Raw genomic sequence first — 19,399 nt, forward strand, 5'->3', positions numbered from 1 at the left:
CCTATTTATTACTATAATGAAAGAACCAATCTTATTTCGTTTGATTTCCAACAAATTAACTAATTTGCCAACGAATATGCGACCCTTTATCATCTTTTGTGACGATCAATTGATCTTCGATTGACTGTTTCAATTCATCCACATGACTAATCAAACCAATCATTTTTGTACCGGTTGACATACGTTGTAAAACGCGAATGGCTTGTTTACGTGCATGATCATCCAAGGTACCAAAGCCCTCATCAATAAATAAGATATCCAATTGGATACCAGATGCATGGGCTTGAATTTCATCAGCCATTCCTAAAGCTAAAGAAAGGGCAGCCATAAATGACTCTCCACCCGACAAGGTACGAACTTCACGAGTTTGTCCGGTCACATGGGAATAGACCATAAAATCAAGACCTCGATTCTTGCCTTCACCAGCTGTTTCGACATCTTTCATCCGCAATTCAAACATGCCCGAAGACATTTCTAAGAACCGAGCATTGGCTGCATCCAGGATACGAGCTAAATACGTTCGTTGCACATAGGTTTCAATATCCATACGAGATCCTGGTATATTTCCCGATAATTGTCGATACAATCGATCATACATTCCATACATATGTAGCGTATTTTGGTGTTGTTGCCACTGCGCTTTGATCTTTTGCATCGTTTTCTGATTATTGTCAAATTGCGACAACGATCGCACGGCATGCTCGGAAGTTTCTTTGGCCGTTTCTTCTATCGATCGTAGTGTTTCTTCCATTTTTTTGATATCCGGTCTTGGTCGATTTTTGATCAATTGCTGTGCATCTTGAATCTGAGTATGGATCGCAATGATCGATCGTTTAAAGGTATCCACAGATCGTTTCCAAGTTTCCACATCTTCTTTGGTATATTGCGTGACATAGGTTTGCCAATCATCGATGGGCTGTTCTTTCTGTTGTTTAAGAAAAGTAGCCTGTGTGCTTTCCATCCATTGTTTTCTTTGTGGAAGTTCCTGTTCGTACTTGCTTTTCAATGTTGCCAAACGATGCCATTCGTTCGACACTTTTTCTAGATCATCATGGATCGTTTCATATGCCTGTTTCTTGTTTTTCATTTCACCATGTTTATCTTGCCATTGTTGCTCAGCCTGAAACAACGATTCAAACGGTGTTGCTTTTTTTAATGTCTCTTTTTGTACCTGCCACTTTTCTTTTTGTAGCGAAAGATCCTGTTGGCGCGTTTGACAAGCTAAGATCTTTGTTTCCATATCCTGGATTTGTGAAGTCATTTTTTCTATTTCTATGGTACTCTTTTGAAATCGTTTTTGATCATTTTGCCATTGATTCCATTGATCTTGATACATTTGATAAGCGGTAGTAAAATCTCCCTCATGTTGATTGCTCAATTCTTGTCGTTTTTTTGTCATCGCATCAATATCATAAGCCATCTTTTCTCGTTCTGTATCTAAGCTTTGTACCAAAGCTTGTTGTTCATTGACTTCTTCTTTTGTGATCGTATCTTCTTGTTGACTAGCCGGATGAGGATGTTGACAAGAACCACAAACAGGACATGGCTTTCCTGGTTCTAATTGAGCAGCGAGCAAACCGGCTTGGGTATCATAAAACTGATTGGATACTTGGTGATAACTGATCAAAGCTTGATCGTGTTCAAAAGCAATATTTGTGTAATCTCCTTGCTTCATTTTTATCTTTGCGTCTAATTCATCCATTTGATCCAAGTCTTTGTCCCAAGCATCCAATTCTTGTTTTTGATTTTCCAATTGGAGCTTACGAACATCTAGATCTTTTAACGTATCCAAGATGGTTTGATGCCTCTCTTGATCTTTTTTCAAACGGATTCGTTTCTCTTCCAACGTTTTTAGATCCGAAACATTTTGTTTCTGATCATCATTGACTTGTTTCAATAACGTATCACAGTGATCGATTTCTCCAAACGTTTTGCGAGCTCTTTGTACTTGTTCTTCCAACGCATGATACCCTTTCATCCATGACTCGTATTGTTTCTTTTCCTGCGCTTCTTTTGTTTGTAGATCAATCATACGTTCATGAAGTTTTGGTTCTTTTTCCTTTACCTGTAACAGATGGGTTTCTACTTCCTTATATAAATTGAGAGCTTGCGTATATTGTTGATACAACTGATGTAGATGCCATGCTTGTTCCGTTTTCTGGATCCAATCTTCTTGCTTTTGAATATTTGGTTTTTGTCTTTCCAATTCTGCTTTTTTCTTGTTCGCTATGGATAAAGATGTATAGGCCTCTTCCAAATGGATGGCTTGTTGAAACAATGTATAGTACGTATCCCTTTCTTTTTGAGCTTGCTGGTTTTTTTCATTCCATCTGTCACTTTCTTGCTTCTCGGATTTTAAAGCCGCTTGTAACTGTTGAATATACGCCTCTAAGTCATTGTTTTTCCCATCGATGATCATTTGTCGATTGGCTATCAAAACGGGGTCATCACATTCAAAATGTTCAAATTCAGAAAACAAGCGCAACTGAAATTGATGAAGATCATTTTCTCCTTGTTTCTTTCGTTCATTCGCTTGATCAATGATCTTCTGATAAAAATCGGTATGAAAGAGCTTACGGAAGATGGCTTTTTTATCATCGGAATGGGATCGCAATACATCCATAAATTCGCCTTGAGCGATCATGGCCACTTGCATAAATTGTTCTTTGGATAATCCCATAATTTGTTCGATCTTCGCATTGGTTTCTTTTGGTGGATACACGCGTCCATCGGGCATGATCAAAGAGACAGAACCATTTTCCGCTTTTTCCTTACGTTGCCCTTTTTTAGGCCCTCGTTTATACATCTGATAATGAGCCGGCACGCGATGAATCGTATATTTTTGACCATGGTCGGTAAAAGTCAATTCAACATAGGGAGTCGTATCATACGAACTAAATTGACTTTGGAGGATAGCTCCCATTTTTTTATTATTGTTGGAACTGGCTTGGCCATATAACGCAAAAACCAATGCATCAAAAATGGTTGTCTTCCCGGATCCAGTATTTCCGGTGATCAAGAAAAGATTTTGATTGGGCTTATCAAAATCAATCGTTGTTGTTTGTGCATAAGATCCAAACGCACATAGCGTCAATGTATTGGGTTTCATTCTTCCACCTCCAGTACAGCATTCAAGATATCTTTTAAAGCCCTTTCTTCTTCCGTATTCATTGGGCCTAAAAATTGCGAGCAAAGCGTCCATGGATCGGCGATTGGTTCGCTCGAAGAAATCGTTTGATAGCTCGATGTATATCCAAATGCTCGTTTGATTTCCAATAGATGAGGAAAAGCTGTGCGCAGTTGTTTTTGGATTTCAGCTACATAGATATTGGTTTGATCGGTCAGTTCCAACGAAACATAATCCTCACAAGCTTGATCCAATAACGTTTCCAAAGATCCCGAGAGTTTACGAATCGGATGGAGTGGAGCTAATGGTAAATATTGGATCGCAATCTTTTCTTTTTCTTTGATTTGAATCATCACGATATGTTTTTCTTGTCCAGTTTCACTAAGTGAATACGGCATGGGTGTACCACAATATTGAATGGTCTCCTTCCCAACTTTCGTTGGTTTGTGGATATGGCCTAAAGCAACATAATCAAAAGGAGCCAAGATATCACTATAGATTTGATCGATATTGCCTACGGTACAAACTTCAGAATCCATTCGTTCAATCGAGGATGGATCACTTCCTTTTGGTACAAAAAATTGATGCGCTACAAAAATATTTCGTATGGATGGATCGATATGTTCTCGTTGCAACAATTTTCGCATCGAAGCATCATACGATAATCCATCCTCTTCAAAAATAGAACGGACCATGGACGGTTTAATGAATGGTAACAAGAAGAAACGCACAGGTCCATAGGCATCGTTTATATCAATCGTAAAGATGGATTCGGTTTTATTTTGTGGTGGCTGACCAATCATATAGATATTTTGTTTCGATAGGATATGACGAAAACAATCAATGCGTGGTGCACTGTCATGATTTCCTGAAATCATCATGAATACGCAAGAGGGTAAAGCCATTGCCAAAGTGGAAATAAAAGCATCAAATAATTCAATGGCTTGAGCACTTGGCACGGCTTTATCATAAATGTCACCAGCAATGAGGATGACATCAGGCTTTTCTTTTTTTGCATAGGCAATAATTTGATCAAAGACATATCTTTGATCTTCGATCAAATCATAATTCATAAGATTCATACCAATGTGTAAATCGGATAAATGAAATATTTTCATGATAACCTCCCTATTCTCTAGTTATAGTATCATTTTATTAATTTTCATGTTTTTTTAAAGTATCTCTAATTTTTCATAGGATAAAGTACTCTCGTTTAGGGAGGAATTTATGAAATCACATCGTAAGATTGTCGCTTGTGCCTTAGTATTGGCCTTGATGTTAAGTGCATGTTCGACAACCAGCACAACGCAAATCACTGATACCGGTGATACCGTATTGAAAAATACGAATTTTGATTCTTTGGAAAATCGAAAGAAAAAAACCGTGGCTGCTATGGTCGAAACGGTTTATTCGACCGATTATTCGAGTTCGGTTAAAGAAAATATCGATGATCTAAAGAACCAAAAGGACTATACCGATGAAGATATGTTGATCATTCATGATCCATATGGAACCAATCATTTGTCTTTATATGTTTACTTCAAGACCGATAAAGCCGTTCAAGTATCTTATACGATCCAAGCGAAGAATACGTCCGATTTTAGTGAAACGGTTGAAAAAAGCGCCAAGAAAACGCATGAATTTACTGTACTTGGATTGATTCCAAATACGACCAATACCATCACCTTTACATTAACGGATGCGAATGGTAAAAAGACGACAAAGACCATCAAATACAAGATGGGCAAAAAATTAGGCGTAGAAGAAACCAATTTGGAAGTTACGGCCAATAACGAAACCCAATCTTTATCCAATGGTTTATATGCGATCTTAGGCAATGACAGTGATGATCAAGATTTTGTTTATTATTATGACAATAATGGAACCCTTCGTGGTGAAACGCCCATTATCGGTTATCGTGCCCATCGTTTATTGTTCCGAAACGGTTTGATGTATTACAGTATTTCCGAAACCAAAATAGCAGCTGTCAATTCTTTCGGACAAGTCAAGAAGATTATCCATACGGGTGATTATGAACTCCATCATGATTATTGTTTCGATGATGATGGAAACTTACTTGTCTTAGGAAGTAAGGAAGGGAAATCATATAGTGATTCCAGTAGTGAAGATCTGATCTTGCGCATAGATCCAGATACCGATAAGATCTTACAAGTCGTCGATCTAGGTGATATTTTAGGTGATTATAAAGCCACAGCGCATAAAGCCAGTATTACCAATCAAGAAGGTGTCGTTGGTTTAGATCGGATCCATATCAATGCCATTCAATGGTTGGGAAATGATACGGTCATTTTATCGAGTCGAGAAACTTCATCCATCCTTAAAATTAGTCATTTATTTGATGACAGTCCAAATATTGATTATATCATTGGTCAACAGAATTTCTGGGATGCTACATATGGAGATAAGGTATTGAATCAAGTTGGTACGTTCGCAAATACAGGTGGCCAACATAGTGTAAACATTGAATACGATGATAGCTTAGCCGATGGTCAATATTATTTATACATGTTCAACAATAATTATGGTCAGTCACCAACACAAACATACGATTGGACGCAAATTGATGGTATCCAAACAAAGACCAATTCAAATTTAAGTACAACGGAATTAGCTCAAGCCTCTTCGTATTACTACAAATATTTAGTAGATGAAAATGCTGGTACGTATGAATTGGTACAATCCTTTGCAGTTCCTTATTCTTCGCATGTATCAAGTGTTCAGGAATTAGCTGGCAATATTATTGTGGATTCGGGATTCCAAGGTATCTTTGGTGAATACACAAAAGATGGTACGTTATTAAAGCAATTTCAGATGAAATTAAATAAATATATGATCTATCGCGTATACAAATACGACTTTGATGGATTCTACTTCAATAAATAACAAAAAAGAGCTGTGCAAATAGATCCATCTACTTGTCTACAGCTCTTTTCTTTTGATCCATACAAAAGAACCAGCAGAAGCAAGACCCATTTGCTTCTACTGGTTCCAAATTGGACTTATTTATTCAACCGGTAATACTGTTCCTTTGAATTCATCTTTGATCCATTTTTTCGTTTCATCGGATTTTAAGATCTTGACCAAAGCTTTAACGGCCTTACTATTCTTATTGGTTTCTTTTACGGCAATGACATTACCATATGTTTTGGCAACTTCACCAGAACTGGATTCACTGGCCAATAGCTTATCGGTAACTTTTGCATCCAATGCATAGTTTCCATTAATGACACCAAAATCAACATCGGCTAATTTTGAAGCAATTTGGGCGCCATCCATTTCCACTAAATCTAAATTATGTGGATTGGAAGTAACTGCTTTTAAAGTAATCTTGGTTGTCGTTGGCGTTACGCTCTTTTTCAATTTGATCAAACCTTGATCTTGCAGCAACAACAAGGCACGAGCTTCATTGGATTCATCATTTGGAATGGCAATTTGGGCACCATCTTCAATTTTGTCAAGATCATCACTCTTTCCAGCATAAATGCCCATTGGCTCAAAATGGATCTTTCCAGCAGATACTAGATAACCATCATCCCCTTTTTTGTATCCTTTATCTTTGTTGTAGGATGTTAGATAAGGTTGATGTTGGAAATAATTGGCATCCAAGGAACCATCCGAAGTGGAAGGATCAATTTCTGGATAATCCGAAAATTCTTTGATTTTTAGTTTATAGCCTTTTGCTTCAAATTCTTTTTTTACATGTTTTAAAATAATCGCATGAGGCGATGTTGTTGCGCCTACAGTTAATGTTTTGGTTTGTTTAGCGGCTACATCTGGTACATTGGCAACTACTAATGACAATGCCAAAGTCGAAGCAGCTACGGCTTTAATGATCTTACTTACTTTCATTGTTCTCTCTCCTCTTTTATTTAAGTACACTTAGAATAGCATAGCACATGTTATTTGCATACTAACCAATATTGATATTGGCTATAAATATTTTTTATCGGGTGAACTTTTCAACCAATCGATCACCAATGACCTGAATGACCGAAATGATCAATAAGATCAAGATGATGATGACCAATGTAATATCGCCCATCGATCGATACAAACCATAGCGAATGGCCATATCTCCTAAACCACCTGCACCAATGGTACCAACGATTGCAATTTGACCAACTAAAGCAATCATAGAGATCGTTATCCCCCGAATCATGCCAGGAATGTTTTCACGTAATAATACTTTGAAGATAATTTCTTTTGGGCTTAGTCCCATGGCTTGACTGGCTTCAATGATGCCGGGATCAATTTCCATGATAGAAGTCTCCATTTGTCGTGCAATAAATGGGGCCGTACCAATTACTAAAGGAACCAAGGCGGCTTGCATACCGATGGTCGTTCCGCAAATAAAGCGGGTAACAACCGCAACGGTTGGCACTAAAATGATAAATGGAATGGAGCGAAACAAGTTAATGATCTTGTCCAAGATCCAAAAAATAACTTTATTTTCAAGAATACCTTCTTTGCGGGTCACCACCACAATGACGCCTAAAAACAATCCAATGATCGTTGAGATCACACCACTGACAATCAACATATATAAGGTATCGGCAATGGCACTTGGAAATTCATCCGCATATGCAATGACATTAGAAAACCATGCTTCCATATTTTTTCACCTCCACTTTTACGCCACTTTTCTTAAAATATTCAAATCCTTTTTTGATATCTTTGCTATCGCCTGTAAAAATCGCTTCAATTTGACCAATGGGACTGTCATGCACAATCTCTACATTGGCAAATAATAAATTGATATTCACATTAAATTCACGCGATACTGTGGATATGATTGGTTCAGCCGTATTGGCACTTTGATACTGCAAATGAACTAAAACTTGATTTTCTTTTAATGCGATCAATGGATTGCTTTCTTCAATCAAGGTGTCGATCTTTCTAGTATTATTTGTGGTATTGATAAAGTTTCTTGTGACTTCTTGTTGCGGATCACTGAATACCGAAACAATATCCCCTTGTTCAACAACTCGCCCATTTTCCATGACCGCAATATGATCACACACTTCTTTGACAACCGCCATTTCATGCGTAATGATGACTACGGTAATATGCATTGTTTGATTGATCTTTTTAATCAGATCCAAGATGGTTTGTGTGGTTTGCGGATCCAATGCACTTGTGGCTTCATCACACAATAATACTTTTGGATTATTGGCTAATGCACGAGCAATGGCTACGCGCTGTTTTTGTCCACCCGACAATTGACTGGGATACGAATCTTTTCTTTCTTCCAAATCGATCAATTCCAACAATTCATTCACTCTTTGATTGATACGGTTTTTATCCCATCCAATATGTTCCAATGGCATCGCAATGTTGTCATAGACCGTGCGAGATTTCATCAAATTAAAATGTTGGAAGATCATCCCCATTTTTTGTCGTTCCACTCGCAATTCTTTTGGTGTCAATTTTAATAGATCTTTATCTTCTAAATAAACATTCCCATGATCGGGACGTTCTAATAAATTGATACAACGAACTAAAGTACTTTTTCCTGCTCCAGAAAAACCAATGATGCCAAAGATCTCACCTTTTTGAATATGTAAGCTGACATTTTTGACAGCTTGCACTTCTCCATCTTTGGTTTGGAACGTTTTTGATACATGTTCCAATCGAATCATATTTTCTCTTCTCCTTTTCATAAAAAAAGCCCCATCCATTAGGACGAAAGGCTCCGTGTTACCACCTAATATTCATGAAACAATCACTTGCTTCACCTTATCGAGTACTTCACTCTTGTGCGATAACGAACACAACCGGCATAACTTACCTATCAGTTATGCAACTCCAAGACCATCTTCAACATATATTTTTGATCTGTTTTCACCAACCACAGACTCTCTTTTCAAATGTATATGCCTACTCTTCTTTTCAACGTCTTTGTTTCATTATATCGATAATTTAAGGATTGTCAACATAATTACTATTTTCATACATGATTAATAGGTTTTAGCAAACACGCCAATCTGGATAAAACTGGATCCCATTCTTGATCATGCGATGAATCAAAGGTCGACCTAAGGTTTGAAAATAATGTTCGATCGTTGGTACTTGAAGCACAAGGATATCGGCTCGTTTCCCAATTTCAATGGAGCCGCGATCATCCAAATGATATTCCTTGGCTGGAATCGAAGTCATGGATTCAAGCACAGGTTGACTTGGTACATTCAAACTATTGAAGAGTTGATAGGCTAAGGGCTGAAAACTATAGACATAGCTATTGGGACGACCAAATCCACACGATAAACAAAATGTATTGTAAGTCTTTTCAAACATTTTTCGGGATTCGATAATCGGTACATCGGACGTATTTTTACGCAAAAATACATCTTGTGTCAGCTCATGTCGTAAGAGTGCTTTTTGACTGGTCAATAAGGTCAAGATACCATTCATTTTCATCGCAAACAAAGCCGATCCATCTTGTCGTAATTGATCACCCAAGCGAACATGATGAAATCCTTCATAGTTGCAATCAATGAAAGCAGGTAATACGCATTCCCCACAAGAATCGATCACGACCGTAGCGGGATCTAACCATTTTTTAAAGCTATGAGTACCAAAATCGATGATTCGTTCATGATGAATGGCTAAAAACGCTTGGTGTAATATGGTAAAATGAGCATCACATGTATATAAATTCTCAATATTTTTTATGATCAACGTGGCTTTCATATGTTCATTATAAACTATTTGGGCTGGCTTTTCTTCTATTGATTCTACTTTTCGCTTTGACTATAATAAGTCCAAGTCGGAGGTAAACATCTATGTTTTTCTTTCATCCTATCCAAAAACCGGTGATCGTGACCATTCATGGATTTGGTAAACGACTCCATACAGAATTTGATTCATTCGCCGCTTATTTCGAAAAACGGCGCTATACCGTGATTCAATTTGATATATATGACCTGAATAATCCCAACGATGCAGATCCTCAAGTTTGGATCGAACGTTGTGAAAAGAAACTTTTAGAAGTGACAAAACAATATGAACATGTCATTGTGATTGGTTTTTCCATGGGCGGGGTCATTGCTTCTTATTTAGCATCTATCTTTACTATTGATCAATTGATCTTAGTGGCTCCTGCCTTTGAATACATCAGCGCGCATACGGTACTTGAATATGGCGTAAAAGCCGTTAAAAATATCTATCAAAATCAACCTCAAAAAGAAGAAAAGCCGAGTTCAAAACAAACTTCGGCTTTTACGGAAATTGTAAATACCTATCGCGAATCCATCACATCGGTAAATTGTCCTGTCTTGCTTCTACATGGCTTAAAAGATGAAGTCATTCCGCTTTCCAGTAGTCGAAATGCTTATCAAAAAATCAAAGGCAAACATCGTTTGATTTGTTTTGAAGATGGCAAACATCGCATGTTGTATGACAATACGATCCAAGAAACCATTTTCCCTATCATCGAATTGATGATCACCAATCGGCTGATGTAATGGTAGAAACAACATCAATGCCATTCATAGCCATATTTTCTAAGCCAAATGCATTCCACATAGTTGCAGGATGCATTTTATTATCGTAAGTATCCACACAATCCACCGGAACGATCAAGCGATGTTCCTCCTTATTGTGTTCATTGAGCCAGCTTTGAAAACTCAAAACAAACTGTAAGATACATAGATCTGTACAACAACCTGTAATGATAATGTCTTTGTACCAAGATAATTCATCTTTTAAGAATTCTTGAAAAGCCGGAGCCATAAAGGTATTGGTACTATTTTTCGCTATTGTTCGCTTAATATAAGGTTGTAACGAATCAATCACTTTTGCTTCTTGAGTACCAATGACACAATGAGCAGGAAAGGCCTGAAATTCTCTTGTATGTGGCGGATGATTATCACACACAAACACATTACGGCAATCCAATCCTTTTACTAAACGTTCGATCGATGGGCCGATCGCACCAATGCTTTCATCATGTAAAGCTCCTTCATTGATAAAGCCATTGACCATATCAACCACAAAAACAATGGGGTCCTTTATTTGATTGGCATGGATGGGTACATACTCATTTTTTTCTAAACGTGCCATCTTTTCTCCTTCTAAAAAAGATGTGATCAAGCCACATCTTTTTGTTCGGCTTCATACGCCTTCAATTCTTGTTCAATTTGTTCCTTAAATTCTGGATGCTCTTTGATATATTGTTTCACCGAATCGCGTCCCTGACCAATCTTATCCCCTTTATAACTGAACCAAGAACCACTCTTATGAATGATATCGGCTTCAATACAAAGATCGATCAATTCCGATAAGTAAGAGATACCTTCGCCATAGATAATTTCTAAGGTTGCTGTTTTAAATGGAGGGGCCACCTTGTTTTTGACAACACGCACCTTCACTTTATTCCCGATCATTTCGGATCCATTTTTGATTACTTCCGAACGACGGATATCTAAGCGAACCGATGCATAAAACTTGAGTGCACGTCCACCCGGCGTCGTTTCTGGATTTCCATAAATGACCCCCACTTTTTCACGCAATTGATTGATGAAAATAGCGGTGCATTCATTATGATTCATGATCCCAGCTAATTTACGCATAGCTTTTGACATCATACGGGCTTGTGCACCGACTTGTAGATCACCCATTTCGCCATCCAATTCCGATTGTGGAACCAAAGCAGCCACACTATCGATCACGACCAAATCAACAGCCCCACTGGCAACCAACATATTCATGATGTTCAATCCTTGTTCTCCTGAATCGGGTTGAGATAAGATCAATTCTTCAATATCCACACCTAAATTACGCGCATAAACCGGATCGATTGCATTTTCGGCATCGATGAAAGCTGCACGTCCGCCTGCTTTTTGAACTTCAGCAATCGCATGCAAAGCCAATGTCGTTTTACCACTCGATTCAGGACCGTAAATCTCGATGATACGTCCTTTCGGATAGCCGCCAATCCCTAATGCACGATCCAATAGTAAACTTCCCGAATGAATGGGTTCTACATTGACAGCTGGCCGTTCTCCCAACTTCATGACCGAACCTTTACCATATTCACGTTCAATTTGTTTGACGACATCCTCTAGCAATTTATCTTTATCATTGGTCGTTTCGGTTTTTTTTGTTGCCATTTATTCACACTCCTTTTTCACTTGCACTAACAAGTTATTGATCATTTGTTCCACTACATAGATACGAACTTCATTCCTATCCATCCTATCACATTGAAAAGGAAAGAGATATGTATTTGCTCGGGTCGCAATAGCACAATATACACATCCTGCTGGTTTTCCTTCCATCGTAGATGGGCCCGCATTCCCCGTAAAGGATATCGCAAAATCAACATCCATGATTTGTTGGGTATGTCGCGCCATGGATTGGGCACATGGGCCGGAAACGACCCCATACTCTTCTACGATAGACGGTTCCACATGGACCACTTTTTCTTTTATTTCGGTCCAATAGGTCACAAATCCGCCTTTTAAAACACGACTAGCGCCGGGGACACTGGCAATTGTTGCACTAAATAAACCAGCTGTTAAACTTTCACAACTGGCTATGGTAAAGCCTTGTTTTGTGCATTGTTGAACCAATTCTTCTACTGGTTTCATCACATGCTCTCCAAGACATATTTTTTTAATTTCACAAAATAAATATATCCACTATATAAAGACATAAGCGTAGCCAACCACAACAGGATGGATCCCATTGGAATACCAATCAAGGCAAATGGCCAATTACGCAACAACAGTACACATAAAGCAATCATTTGTAAGACTGTCTTACATTTTCCATAAATACCGGCACTAACGACCCGACCATGCTGAGCAGCAACCATGCGTAGCCCATCCACGATCAAATCACGAGCTGTCATTAAAAGTACGGCAATCAAATTGGCTTGCCCTGTCGCAGCCATCATGATCAATAAGGTATTGACTAATAATTTATCCGCAATCGGATCTGCAAATTTACCAAATGATGTGATCAAATGATTTTTTCGGGCAATACGTCCATCCAAAAGATCGGTGATCGATGCAACCGCAAAGATCAAAAATGTCAAAATATCACGCAAAGCGAGACCACTTCTCCTATCTACCACACCAATAGTCGTAGGAATACATAAATATACAATCACTACGATTGGCACCATGATAATACGTGCCATCGTCAATTTATTTGGTAAATTCATCTTGTCATCTCCTTATTCACTCGTTGTTGTCTGATCGGTCGTTGTCGTATCGGATGAAGTCGTACTATCCGTTGTCGAAGAACTATCGGTTGAATCCGTACTCGTGGATGTCTTTACTTCAAAATACAATACAGCTGGAGTGTCTTTTTCCCAATTGGTTTTTGAGAAAGATACCGATTTGCCATTCAAACGAATCTTGTTGTTGTCATAAGTACCAATCTCTACTTGGATCAAACAAGCAGAATCCACACTGATCGTTTGTTTAAAAGTACCTGAATATTCTTTATCCGCTGAAGAATTGACCAATTGATCATCTTTGTAGACCGCAATCGTACTATCACTCGGTAAAGTGATGGTCAATTGCAACTCTTTTGAACCTTCTACTACATTGGTTACTTCATAGGCATTGTTATCCTTATCCGTAGCTGTCAACGTAATCTCATTGTTTGTCGTTTCTTGTGATGATTTTTGCTGTGCCAATTGTTCAGTTTGTTTTTCTTTTTGTTTGATTTCTGCTTGTCGTTGGGCTTCTTCTGCTGCTAAGCGCCGATTATTCGCATAACTAACACCCATATTGAATAAAGACAAAACCAACACAACAACAATGCCAAGGATCACAATATGATAGGTACGTGCATACTTCGATGCATTCATTCGTTTATTCCAATTGCGTATTCTTGAAAAAACGCTATTACTATTATTTTTATCTTTTTTCGCTTTCTTCGTTTTCGCCCGTTGATGATTAGGTTTCTTTGGTGATTGACTTGTTTTTTTGGGTTGTGGTTTCGGCTTTTGGGCAGCCAATTGCTGTTTGCGAGCTTGCTCATAAGCCGATAAATTTGCTTCGACCTGTGGTTGAATCGCTTGCCAATTCACACCAATGGCTTCGCAATACGACTGCATAAAATAACGAATAAATGAATAATCATCATTAAATACTTCTAAATGATTTTCTTCAATGGCTTCAATGTATTGTGGCGCCAATCGTGTTTGTGAAGATATATCTTGAATAGAAAGCTGTAAAGCTAATCTACGTTGTTTCAATATTTGATAATAAGTCACTATCGTTCCCCCTATAATCCTAATCATTATATCAAAAAATGATTCACCCTTGTAGGTGGATGTCAGTTATTTTTTTATAGTAGTTGACAAAACTGGTCTTTATCTGTCAAAATAGACGTATGCCGATATAGTATAATGGCAATACGGATCCATGGTAAGGATCAACTCGTGGTTCAATTCCGCGTATCGGCACCAGTTCTTTATATAAAAAGGGTTTCAGTGACCATTGGGCAACTCTAGAAACCTTTTTTTGTTTGAGTTTGTATTGACTCAAAGTAAAAATAGCCACTTCTAGGCATTATTAATGATAACTATAGAAAATAAGAGAAGACCAATATCATCCCCTTATAAGATATATTTAATTTTAAAATTCTTGACATCCATCCTTAAAAACTCTTTTTTGTTCAATTTGACATATTTGTCTAAACTTATTTTTCAACACCAACGTCTTGTGCTATTTTAAAGCTATCTAACACAATTAAAGGGAGGATACTATGTCCAATATCTATGAGATGTTTGGTGATTATATGTATAAAGAAACGTTTCGCAATCCGAAACGAGCTCAAAAAATCTTATGTCTAGCCTATGAAGCTTTTGGTCTCAAATCCAAAGTCTTTCCCAATAAAAATTTATCGAAAGCGAATCAATATCTAGCCAATCTTACAATGGATGCCATTGTGAAACCTTTTTCACACCCAGAAAACTCCGTACTGACCAGTATTTTCTTTCCGAGTGAGATCATTCATGCCTTTGGACTGGATCCTCTATGTGCTGAACAATTTTCTGCTTATATCAACGGTGCCAAAGCCACCCGTGCTTTTCGCGAAATTGCTGAAGGTGCAGGCATTGCCGAAACGTATTGTTCCTATCATAAAATTCTTATGGGTGCATCTGAAGTCGGTGTATTACCGAAACCTACCTGTATTGTAAATACATCGATTATTTGTGATGCCAACAATTTGACTTTTCGCCAAGTGGCACAAGATGAAAAAGTTCCTCATTATTACGTAGATGTGCCCTTTGAAAAATCAGAAACATCCGTGCAGTATGTAACCAAACAATTGGAAGAGCTGATTCCTTGGTTAGAAGAAAAAACAGGTCGTACCTTGGATTGGAATGTTTTAAAACAAAATGTAGAACGGTCCAAAGAAACCATCGATACGATCAAAAAAACGTATCTCTATCGAAAAGATCGGTATCTTGCCAATGACCTAACGAGTGAATTATTCCAGGCATTAGCTATCAACACCACATTAGGTACGCCTGGTGCCTTGAAGTTTGCGAAAATGCTATTGGCCGATTATCAGAATGCACCTCGATCACATGCCCATAAAATCGTTTGGATGCACACCAATCCACAATGGCAACAACCATTAAAAGATATCTTTAATTATTCACAAGATTGGCAAATCATCGCGATAGATATGTGTTTTGCGACCTTAGATATTGAAATCGATCCTGAAAAACCATTAGAATCTCTAGCACGCCGCATGGTTTATAACACCTACAATGGCCATGCCAAAGATCGCATTCAAGCGACAGCCAATATGGTCAAACAACTGGATGCCGATGGTGTCATTTGTTTCTGTCATTGGGGTTGTAAACAAACTTGTGGTGCCAGCGCCATGATCAAAAATGAACTCGAAGCTCAAGGCATTCCAACCCTGATCTTAAATGGAGACGGTGTAGATCCGGCCAATTCATCGGATGGCCAGATTCAAACCCGGGTGGAAGCCTTTTTAGAAATGTTGGAGGACCATGCTGCATGATGTACTATACTTGTAAATATACACCCCTAGAAATTTTGGCTGGATTTGATGTGGAAACATGTCGATTGGATCCACATCCAGATACTGTAGATTGTGCCAATGGTTGTGCCCATCCCAATCTTTGTGGATTTGGTAAAGCCCTCATTGAAACGATTCATACACAAAACGTCCGTGAAGTGATCTTAACCGATTGTTGCGATGTGATGCGTCGTATCTATGATGTGTTATTAACTTTTGAAGATCTTGACTTTCTCTATTTTTTGCCTCTACCTCATAAAGGTGGACCACTAGAAGTCAATTTATATGAAGCACGAATCAAAGATTTCATCCAAACCTATGAAGCCTATAGCCATAAAACATTTGATGTAAATAAAGCCATACAAGCCTATCTTCATCAACCCGACTTACCGGATAAGACGGATCCATATATTCGATTGACGGGTGCGCATGGTGGTCATTTGCTGCTCGAAAAAATCAAAGATACATTTCCCAACGTGAATGTCATGGATGATACTTGCAGTGGTAATCGATATGTAGAAAAAGAAGAAGTCGATGCCGATCACTTTATCCATGTGTATGCCAATCATGTTCTTAATCAAAGAAAGCCTTGTATGCGCATGCTTCATACGGAAAATCGAAACAAAGACGAACATCCTATCGGTACTATTTACCATACCATGAAATTCTGTGACTATTATGGATTCGAATATATGAATATGAAAGAAGATGTGAATATGCCTTTATTAAAAATTGAAACCGATGCCACACCACAAAGTAGTGGGCAATTAAAAACGCGTTTGGATGCATTTGCTGAAACCTTAGGCGTGAAAAAACAACAAAGCCGAAAAGTTCATACGGATCAGCCCATCTATATTGCAGGCATCGATTCTGGATCCACCAGTACCGATGCGATCATCATGGATGAAAATGCCAAGATCATTGGTCGATCGATCGTAGCAACGGGAATTGGGGCCACCCAAAGTGCAGATAAAGCCTTACAAATTGCTTTAGAAGATGCGCATCTTTCCAAAGATCAATTAACGAATGTGGTCACAACGGGATATGGTCGAGAAAATATTGGTAATCATGCCGATTCGGTCACCGAAATCACATGCCACGCTAAAGGAGCTCATTATTTACATCCAGAAACCAAGACGATCATTGATATTGGTGGCCAAGATTCAAAAGTCATTCGAATCGATGCGCAAGGAAATGTTGAAAACTTTGTCATGAATGATAAGTGTGCAGCAGGAACTGGACGTTTCTTAGATGCCCAGGCACGGGCTTTAAATATGTCATTGGCAGAATTATCCGAAACTGGTCTTCATTGGAAAAATGATATTACGATTTCCAGTATGTGTACGGTTTTTGCAGAAAGTGAAGTCATTTCCTTAGTGGCAGACAATGTCGCCATCAGTGATATCATTCATGGACTGAATAAATCCGTTGCTTCCAAAACCGCATCGCTTGTCCATCGAATCAAAGGGGAGCCAGAATTTATCATGACAGGTGGTGTCGCTCAAAATGCCGGTGTTGTCCAATGCTTAGAACAAGCCCTAGATGCAAAGATCTATATTGATGATCGCGCTCAATTATGTGGGGCCATCGGTGCTGCTCTCATTGGTTTAGAAGAAATCAGATAGAAAAAGATCAGAGAAAATGGATTCTCTGATCTTTTTTATAGAATTTGAATTAGTCTAGATCTGTCATGGCTTTTTTGCCAGTTAACTTTTCAAAATCACGGACAAAATCTTGAACGGCTCCATCTATGGCCAAATTTTTTACAAACGAATCAATGACGCTTGGTGCTGCCGTCGCACTGCCTACGCCATATTGCGCCAATTCCATAACTTGTTGAGAATTTTTGAAAGAAGCCGCCAATACTTCGCAATCAAATGCACTATTATCTAAAATATCTTGGATCTCTTTGACCACTTCGACCCCATCATATCCCATATTGTCAATACGATTGACATAAGGGGCTACATAACTGGCTCCTGCTTTGGCAGCTAAATACGCTTGCATAGGTGTATAAACAACGGTTCCACAAGTTGGGATCCCTTCTTTTGTCAATTGTTTAATGGCTTTGAACCCCTCTGGAATTGAAGGGATTTTTACTACGGTATTTTTTCCTAACAAATCAACGATCATATGTGCATCCGCCACAATACCATCTGCATCCAACGCAACCGCTTGCGCAAAAAGAATATCGTCTTCCCCAATAAATTCACGAATCTCTTTTAATGTTTTTCGTGGATCCTGATCAACCTTGGAAAGAATCGAAGGATTTGTGGTCACTCCATCAACAGGATAATATTCATATAAACGTTTAATTTCATCCAAATGTGCATCATCAATAAATAATTTCATGTGTATGTCCTCCATCTGTCATAGATATAATATCACTTCATTATCATTATGCAATACCTTTTTATTGTTTTTTATTATTTATTCCTATTTCAGACACAATAATATCCATGACCACATCCTGTTCATTCACCGGGATGGCTTCCGTCATTAATTGATGAAAACAAATCATCATTTTTATCATGGATTGATGTTCTAAATAACGATCATAGTAGCCGCCACCAAATCCCAAACGCTGCCCCTTTTCATTACAGGTACAACACGGCACGATCGCAAGATCAATTTGCTTGGCAGGTATAGGGTCGATCGTATCGATAGGCTCTAAGATCCCCCATGTTCTTGGTTTGACATCCTCCCAACTCTGAATAGGATAGGCATGCATGATCCCTCCCGACTCACAACGAGGAACCACTACGGTTTTTCCATCTTGCCATGCTTGTTCGATCAAAGGATGCGTATTGACCTCACCATCCATGCTCACAAAAGTAAAAAGAGTTTGGGCTTTTTTATAGGCATCCGATTGCAGGATCAACGATAGAATTTTTTGACTCGCTTCTTTTTGATAGCCTTCGCTTAATTTTTTTCGCTTTTCATAGATGCTTTTGCGCAATTCTTTTTTATTCATAACGTGGATCTGGTTCATCTCCTTGTTTTTCGATATGATCTTCGATCATGCGCAACAAACCCATTTTGATATCCATCAAAGCTTGTTGCTGGGCTGCATCAGCCTGTTCATCCATCACAATAGACAAAATCAATTGACTCACGACCGATGGCTTTTCCTGATCGAATGATGCTTTGGTATATCCATGCAAATCAAGAAATAAATCCACCATTTCCTGGGTAAAACATCCTTGTAGTAATTCTGTATTTGTATATCCCATG

General features: G+C 38.4%; 18 protein-coding genes, 1 tRNA gene and 1 other annotated feature. Of the genes, 5 read left to right on the plus strand and 14 right to left on the minus strand.

Features of this window, described 5'->3' with window-relative positions:
• Positions 1–55: 55 nt before the first annotated feature.
• Together SOS22_RS07985 and SOS22_RS07990 are read right to left on the minus strand one after the other, a co-directional pair.
• Complete coding sequence (locus SOS22_RS07985; protein WP_320596877.1) at positions 56–3,109, minus strand: SMC family ATPase; 3,054 nt, start codon at positions 3,107–3,109, stop codon at positions 56–58.
• Positions 3,106–4,245 carry an exonuclease SbcCD subunit D gene (locus tag SOS22_RS07990; protein ID WP_320596878.1) on the minus strand — a complete coding sequence of 380 codons (1,140 nt, stop codon included), beginning with the start codon at positions 4,243–4,245 and terminating at the stop codon, positions 3,106–3,108. The genes SOS22_RS07985 and SOS22_RS07990 overlap by 4 nt, the downstream gene beginning before the upstream one ends.
• A 109-nt stretch (positions 4,246–4,354) precedes the next feature.
• On the opposite strand from SOS22_RS07990, the gene SOS22_RS07995 reads away from it, so the two are divergent.
• Positions 4,355–6,031 carry an aryl-sulfate sulfotransferase gene (locus SOS22_RS07995; protein WP_320596879.1) on the plus strand — a complete coding sequence of 559 codons (1,677 nt, stop codon included), beginning with the start codon at positions 4,355–4,357 and terminating at the stop codon, positions 6,029–6,031.
• 120 nt (positions 6,032–6,151) lie between these two features.
• Here the strand turns inward: SOS22_RS07995 and SOS22_RS08000 are convergent, their stop codons facing one another.
• From SOS22_RS08000 to SOS22_RS08015, 4 genes are all read right to left on the minus strand, one after another.
• Positions 6,152–6,997, minus strand: coding sequence for a MetQ/NlpA family ABC transporter substrate-binding protein (locus SOS22_RS08000; protein ID WP_320325240.1), 846 nt, complete (start codon positions 6,995–6,997; stop codon positions 6,152–6,154).
• Between the two features lie 94 nt (positions 6,998–7,091).
• Positions 7,092–7,760, minus strand: a complete 669-nt coding sequence (locus tag SOS22_RS08005) for a methionine ABC transporter permease (RefSeq protein ID WP_320325241.1) — start codon at positions 7,758–7,760, stop codon at positions 7,092–7,094.
• Positions 7,741–8,787, minus strand: a complete 1,047-nt coding sequence (locus SOS22_RS08010; protein WP_320325242.1) for a methionine ABC transporter ATP-binding protein — start codon at positions 8,785–8,787, stop codon at positions 7,741–7,743. Before SOS22_RS08010 ends, SOS22_RS08005 begins: the two co-directional genes overlap by 20 nt.
• 36 nt (positions 8,788–8,823) lie before the next feature.
• Positions 8,824–9,050: a binding site (T-box leader), on the minus strand.
• 65 nt (positions 9,051–9,115) lie between these two features.
• The gene (locus SOS22_RS08015) at positions 9,116–9,838 is read right to left on the minus strand and encodes a hypothetical protein (RefSeq protein WP_320325243.1); all 723 of its coding nucleotides are present in this window, start codon (positions 9,836–9,838) and stop codon (positions 9,116–9,118) included.
• 92 nt (positions 9,839–9,930) lie between these two features.
• Between SOS22_RS08015 and SOS22_RS08020 the strand changes: the two genes are divergently transcribed.
• The gene (locus SOS22_RS08020; protein WP_320596880.1) at positions 9,931–10,611 is read left to right on the plus strand and encodes an alpha/beta hydrolase; all 681 of its coding nucleotides are present in this window, start codon (positions 9,931–9,933) and stop codon (positions 10,609–10,611) included.
• Here the strand turns inward: SOS22_RS08020 and SOS22_RS08025 are convergent.
• From SOS22_RS08025 to SOS22_RS08045, 5 genes are read right to left on the minus strand one after another with little or no spacing between them, the layout of a single operon-like run.
• On the minus strand, positions 10,592–11,209 hold the full coding sequence (locus SOS22_RS08025; protein WP_320325245.1) for a cysteine hydrolase family protein: 618 nt from the start codon (positions 11,207–11,209) through the stop codon (positions 10,592–10,594). The two genes, SOS22_RS08020 and SOS22_RS08025, sit on opposite strands and share 20 nt — an antisense overlap.
• A 26-nt stretch (positions 11,210–11,235) precedes the next feature.
• Positions 11,236–12,258 (minus strand): recombinase RecA, encoded by a 1,023-nt coding sequence (gene recA / locus SOS22_RS08030; RefSeq protein WP_320596881.1) that lies wholly within the window; start codon positions 12,256–12,258, stop codon positions 11,236–11,238.
• The gene (locus SOS22_RS08035) at positions 12,259–12,738 is read right to left on the minus strand and encodes a CinA family protein (protein ID WP_320325247.1); all 480 of its coding nucleotides are present in this window, start codon (positions 12,736–12,738) and stop codon (positions 12,259–12,261) included.
• Positions 12,738–13,316 (minus strand): CDP-diacylglycerol--glycerol-3-phosphate 3-phosphatidyltransferase, encoded by a 579-nt coding sequence (gene pgsA, locus SOS22_RS08040; RefSeq protein ID WP_320325248.1) that lies wholly within the window; start codon positions 13,314–13,316, stop codon positions 12,738–12,740. The genes SOS22_RS08035 and pgsA overlap by 1 nt, the downstream gene beginning before the upstream one ends.
• 12 nt (positions 13,317–13,328) lie before the next feature.
• Positions 13,329–14,378 (minus strand): helix-turn-helix transcriptional regulator, encoded by a 1,050-nt coding sequence (locus tag SOS22_RS08045; RefSeq protein WP_320596882.1) that lies wholly within the window; start codon positions 14,376–14,378, stop codon positions 13,329–13,331.
• 121 nt (positions 14,379–14,499) lie between these two features.
• On the opposite strand from SOS22_RS08045, the gene SOS22_RS08050 reads away from it, so the two are divergent.
• The 3 genes from SOS22_RS08050 to SOS22_RS08060 all read left to right on the plus strand — a co-directional run bounded on the left by SOS22_RS08050 (position 14,500) and on the right by SOS22_RS08060 (position 17,790).
• Positions 14,500–14,573: transfer RNA gene (locus SOS22_RS08050), tRNA-Thr, on the plus strand.
• A gap of 299 nt (positions 14,574–14,872) precedes the next feature.
• On the plus strand, positions 14,873–16,147 hold the full coding sequence (locus SOS22_RS08055) for a 2-hydroxyacyl-CoA dehydratase family protein (RefSeq protein ID WP_320596883.1): 1,275 nt from the start codon (positions 14,873–14,875) through the stop codon (positions 16,145–16,147).
• Positions 16,144–17,790 carry an acyl-CoA dehydratase activase gene (locus tag SOS22_RS08060; protein WP_320596884.1) on the plus strand — a complete coding sequence of 549 codons (1,647 nt, stop codon included), beginning with the start codon at positions 16,144–16,146 and terminating at the stop codon, positions 17,788–17,790. The genes SOS22_RS08055 and SOS22_RS08060 overlap by 4 nt, the downstream gene beginning before the upstream one ends.
• A gap of 49 nt (positions 17,791–17,839) precedes the next feature.
• Here SOS22_RS08060 and SOS22_RS08065 read toward each other — a convergent pair whose 3' ends face one another.
• The 3 genes from SOS22_RS08065 to SOS22_RS08075 form a co-directional block, all read right to left on the minus strand.
• Complete coding sequence (locus SOS22_RS08065; protein WP_320325304.1) at positions 17,840–18,517, minus strand: transaldolase family protein; 678 nt, start codon at positions 18,515–18,517, stop codon at positions 17,840–17,842.
• A gap of 61 nt (positions 18,518–18,578) precedes the next feature.
• A complete protein-coding gene (locus tag SOS22_RS08070) occupies positions 18,579–19,139 on the minus strand; it encodes a 5-formyltetrahydrofolate cyclo-ligase (protein WP_320596885.1) in 561 nt (186 codons plus the stop codon).
• Positions 19,132–19,398 carry a hypothetical protein gene (locus SOS22_RS08075; RefSeq protein WP_320325306.1) on the minus strand — a complete coding sequence of 89 codons (267 nt, stop codon included), beginning with the start codon at positions 19,396–19,398 and terminating at the stop codon, positions 19,132–19,134. The genes SOS22_RS08070 and SOS22_RS08075 overlap by 8 nt, the downstream gene beginning before the upstream one ends.
• Between the last annotated feature and the right edge of the window lies 1 nt (position 19,399).

It is taken from the genome of Absicoccus sp. (assembly GCF_034090965.1).
Lineage (GTDB): Bacteria > Bacillota_I > Bacilli_A > Erysipelotrichales > Erysipelotrichaceae > Absicoccus > Absicoccus intestinalis.

Bases quoted from the DNA above. Each gene is read 5' to 3' on its own strand.
- SOS22_RS07985 (WP_320596877.1), bottom strand. From the start codon at position 3,109: ATGAAACCCAATACATTGACGCTATGTGCGTTTGGATCTTATGCACAA.
- SOS22_RS07990 (WP_320596878.1), bottom strand. From the start codon at position 4,245: ATGAAAATATTTCATTTATCCGATTTACACATTGGTATGAATCTTATG.
- SOS22_RS07995 (WP_320596879.1), top strand. From the start codon at position 4,355: ATGAAATCACATCGTAAGATTGTCGCTTGTGCCTTAGTATTGGCCTTG.
- SOS22_RS08000 (WP_320325240.1), bottom strand. From the start codon at position 6,997: ATGAAAGTAAGTAAGATCATTAAAGCCGTAGCTGCTTCGACTTTGGCA.
- SOS22_RS08005 (WP_320325241.1), bottom strand. From the start codon at position 7,760: ATGGAAGCATGGTTTTCTAATGTCATTGCATATGCGGATGAATTTCCA.
- SOS22_RS08010 (WP_320325242.1), bottom strand. From the start codon at position 8,787: ATGATTCGATTGGAACATGTATCAAAAACGTTCCAAACCAAAGATGGA.
- SOS22_RS08015 (WP_320325243.1), bottom strand. From the start codon at position 9,838: ATGAAAGCCACGTTGATCATAAAAAATATTGAGAATTTATATACATGT.
- SOS22_RS08020 (WP_320596880.1), top strand. From the start codon at position 9,931: ATGTTTTTCTTTCATCCTATCCAAAAACCGGTGATCGTGACCATTCAT.
- SOS22_RS08025 (WP_320325245.1), bottom strand. From the start codon at position 11,209: ATGGCACGTTTAGAAAAAAATGAGTATGTACCCATCCATGCCAATCAA.
- recA (WP_320596881.1), bottom strand. From the start codon at position 12,258: ATGGCAACAAAAAAAACCGAAACGACCAATGATAAAGATAAATTGCTA.
- SOS22_RS08035 (WP_320325247.1), bottom strand. From the start codon at position 12,738: ATGAAACCAGTAGAAGAATTGGTTCAACAATGCACAAAACAAGGCTTT.
- pgsA (WP_320325248.1), bottom strand. From the start codon at position 13,316: ATGAATTTACCAAATAAATTGACGATGGCACGTATTATCATGGTGCCA.
- SOS22_RS08055 (WP_320596883.1), top strand. From the start codon at position 14,873: ATGTCCAATATCTATGAGATGTTTGGTGATTATATGTATAAAGAAACG.
- SOS22_RS08060 (WP_320596884.1), top strand. From the start codon at position 16,144: ATGATGTACTATACTTGTAAATATACACCCCTAGAAATTTTGGCTGGA.
- SOS22_RS08065 (WP_320325304.1), bottom strand. From the start codon at position 18,517: ATGAAATTATTTATTGATGATGCACATTTGGATGAAATTAAACGTTTA.
- SOS22_RS08070 (WP_320596885.1), bottom strand. From the start codon at position 19,139: ATGAATAAAAAAGAATTGCGCAAAAGCATCTATGAAAAGCGAAAAAAA.
- SOS22_RS08075 (WP_320325306.1), bottom strand. From the start codon at position 19,398: ATGGGATATACAAATACAGAATTACTACAAGGATGTTTTACCCAGGAA.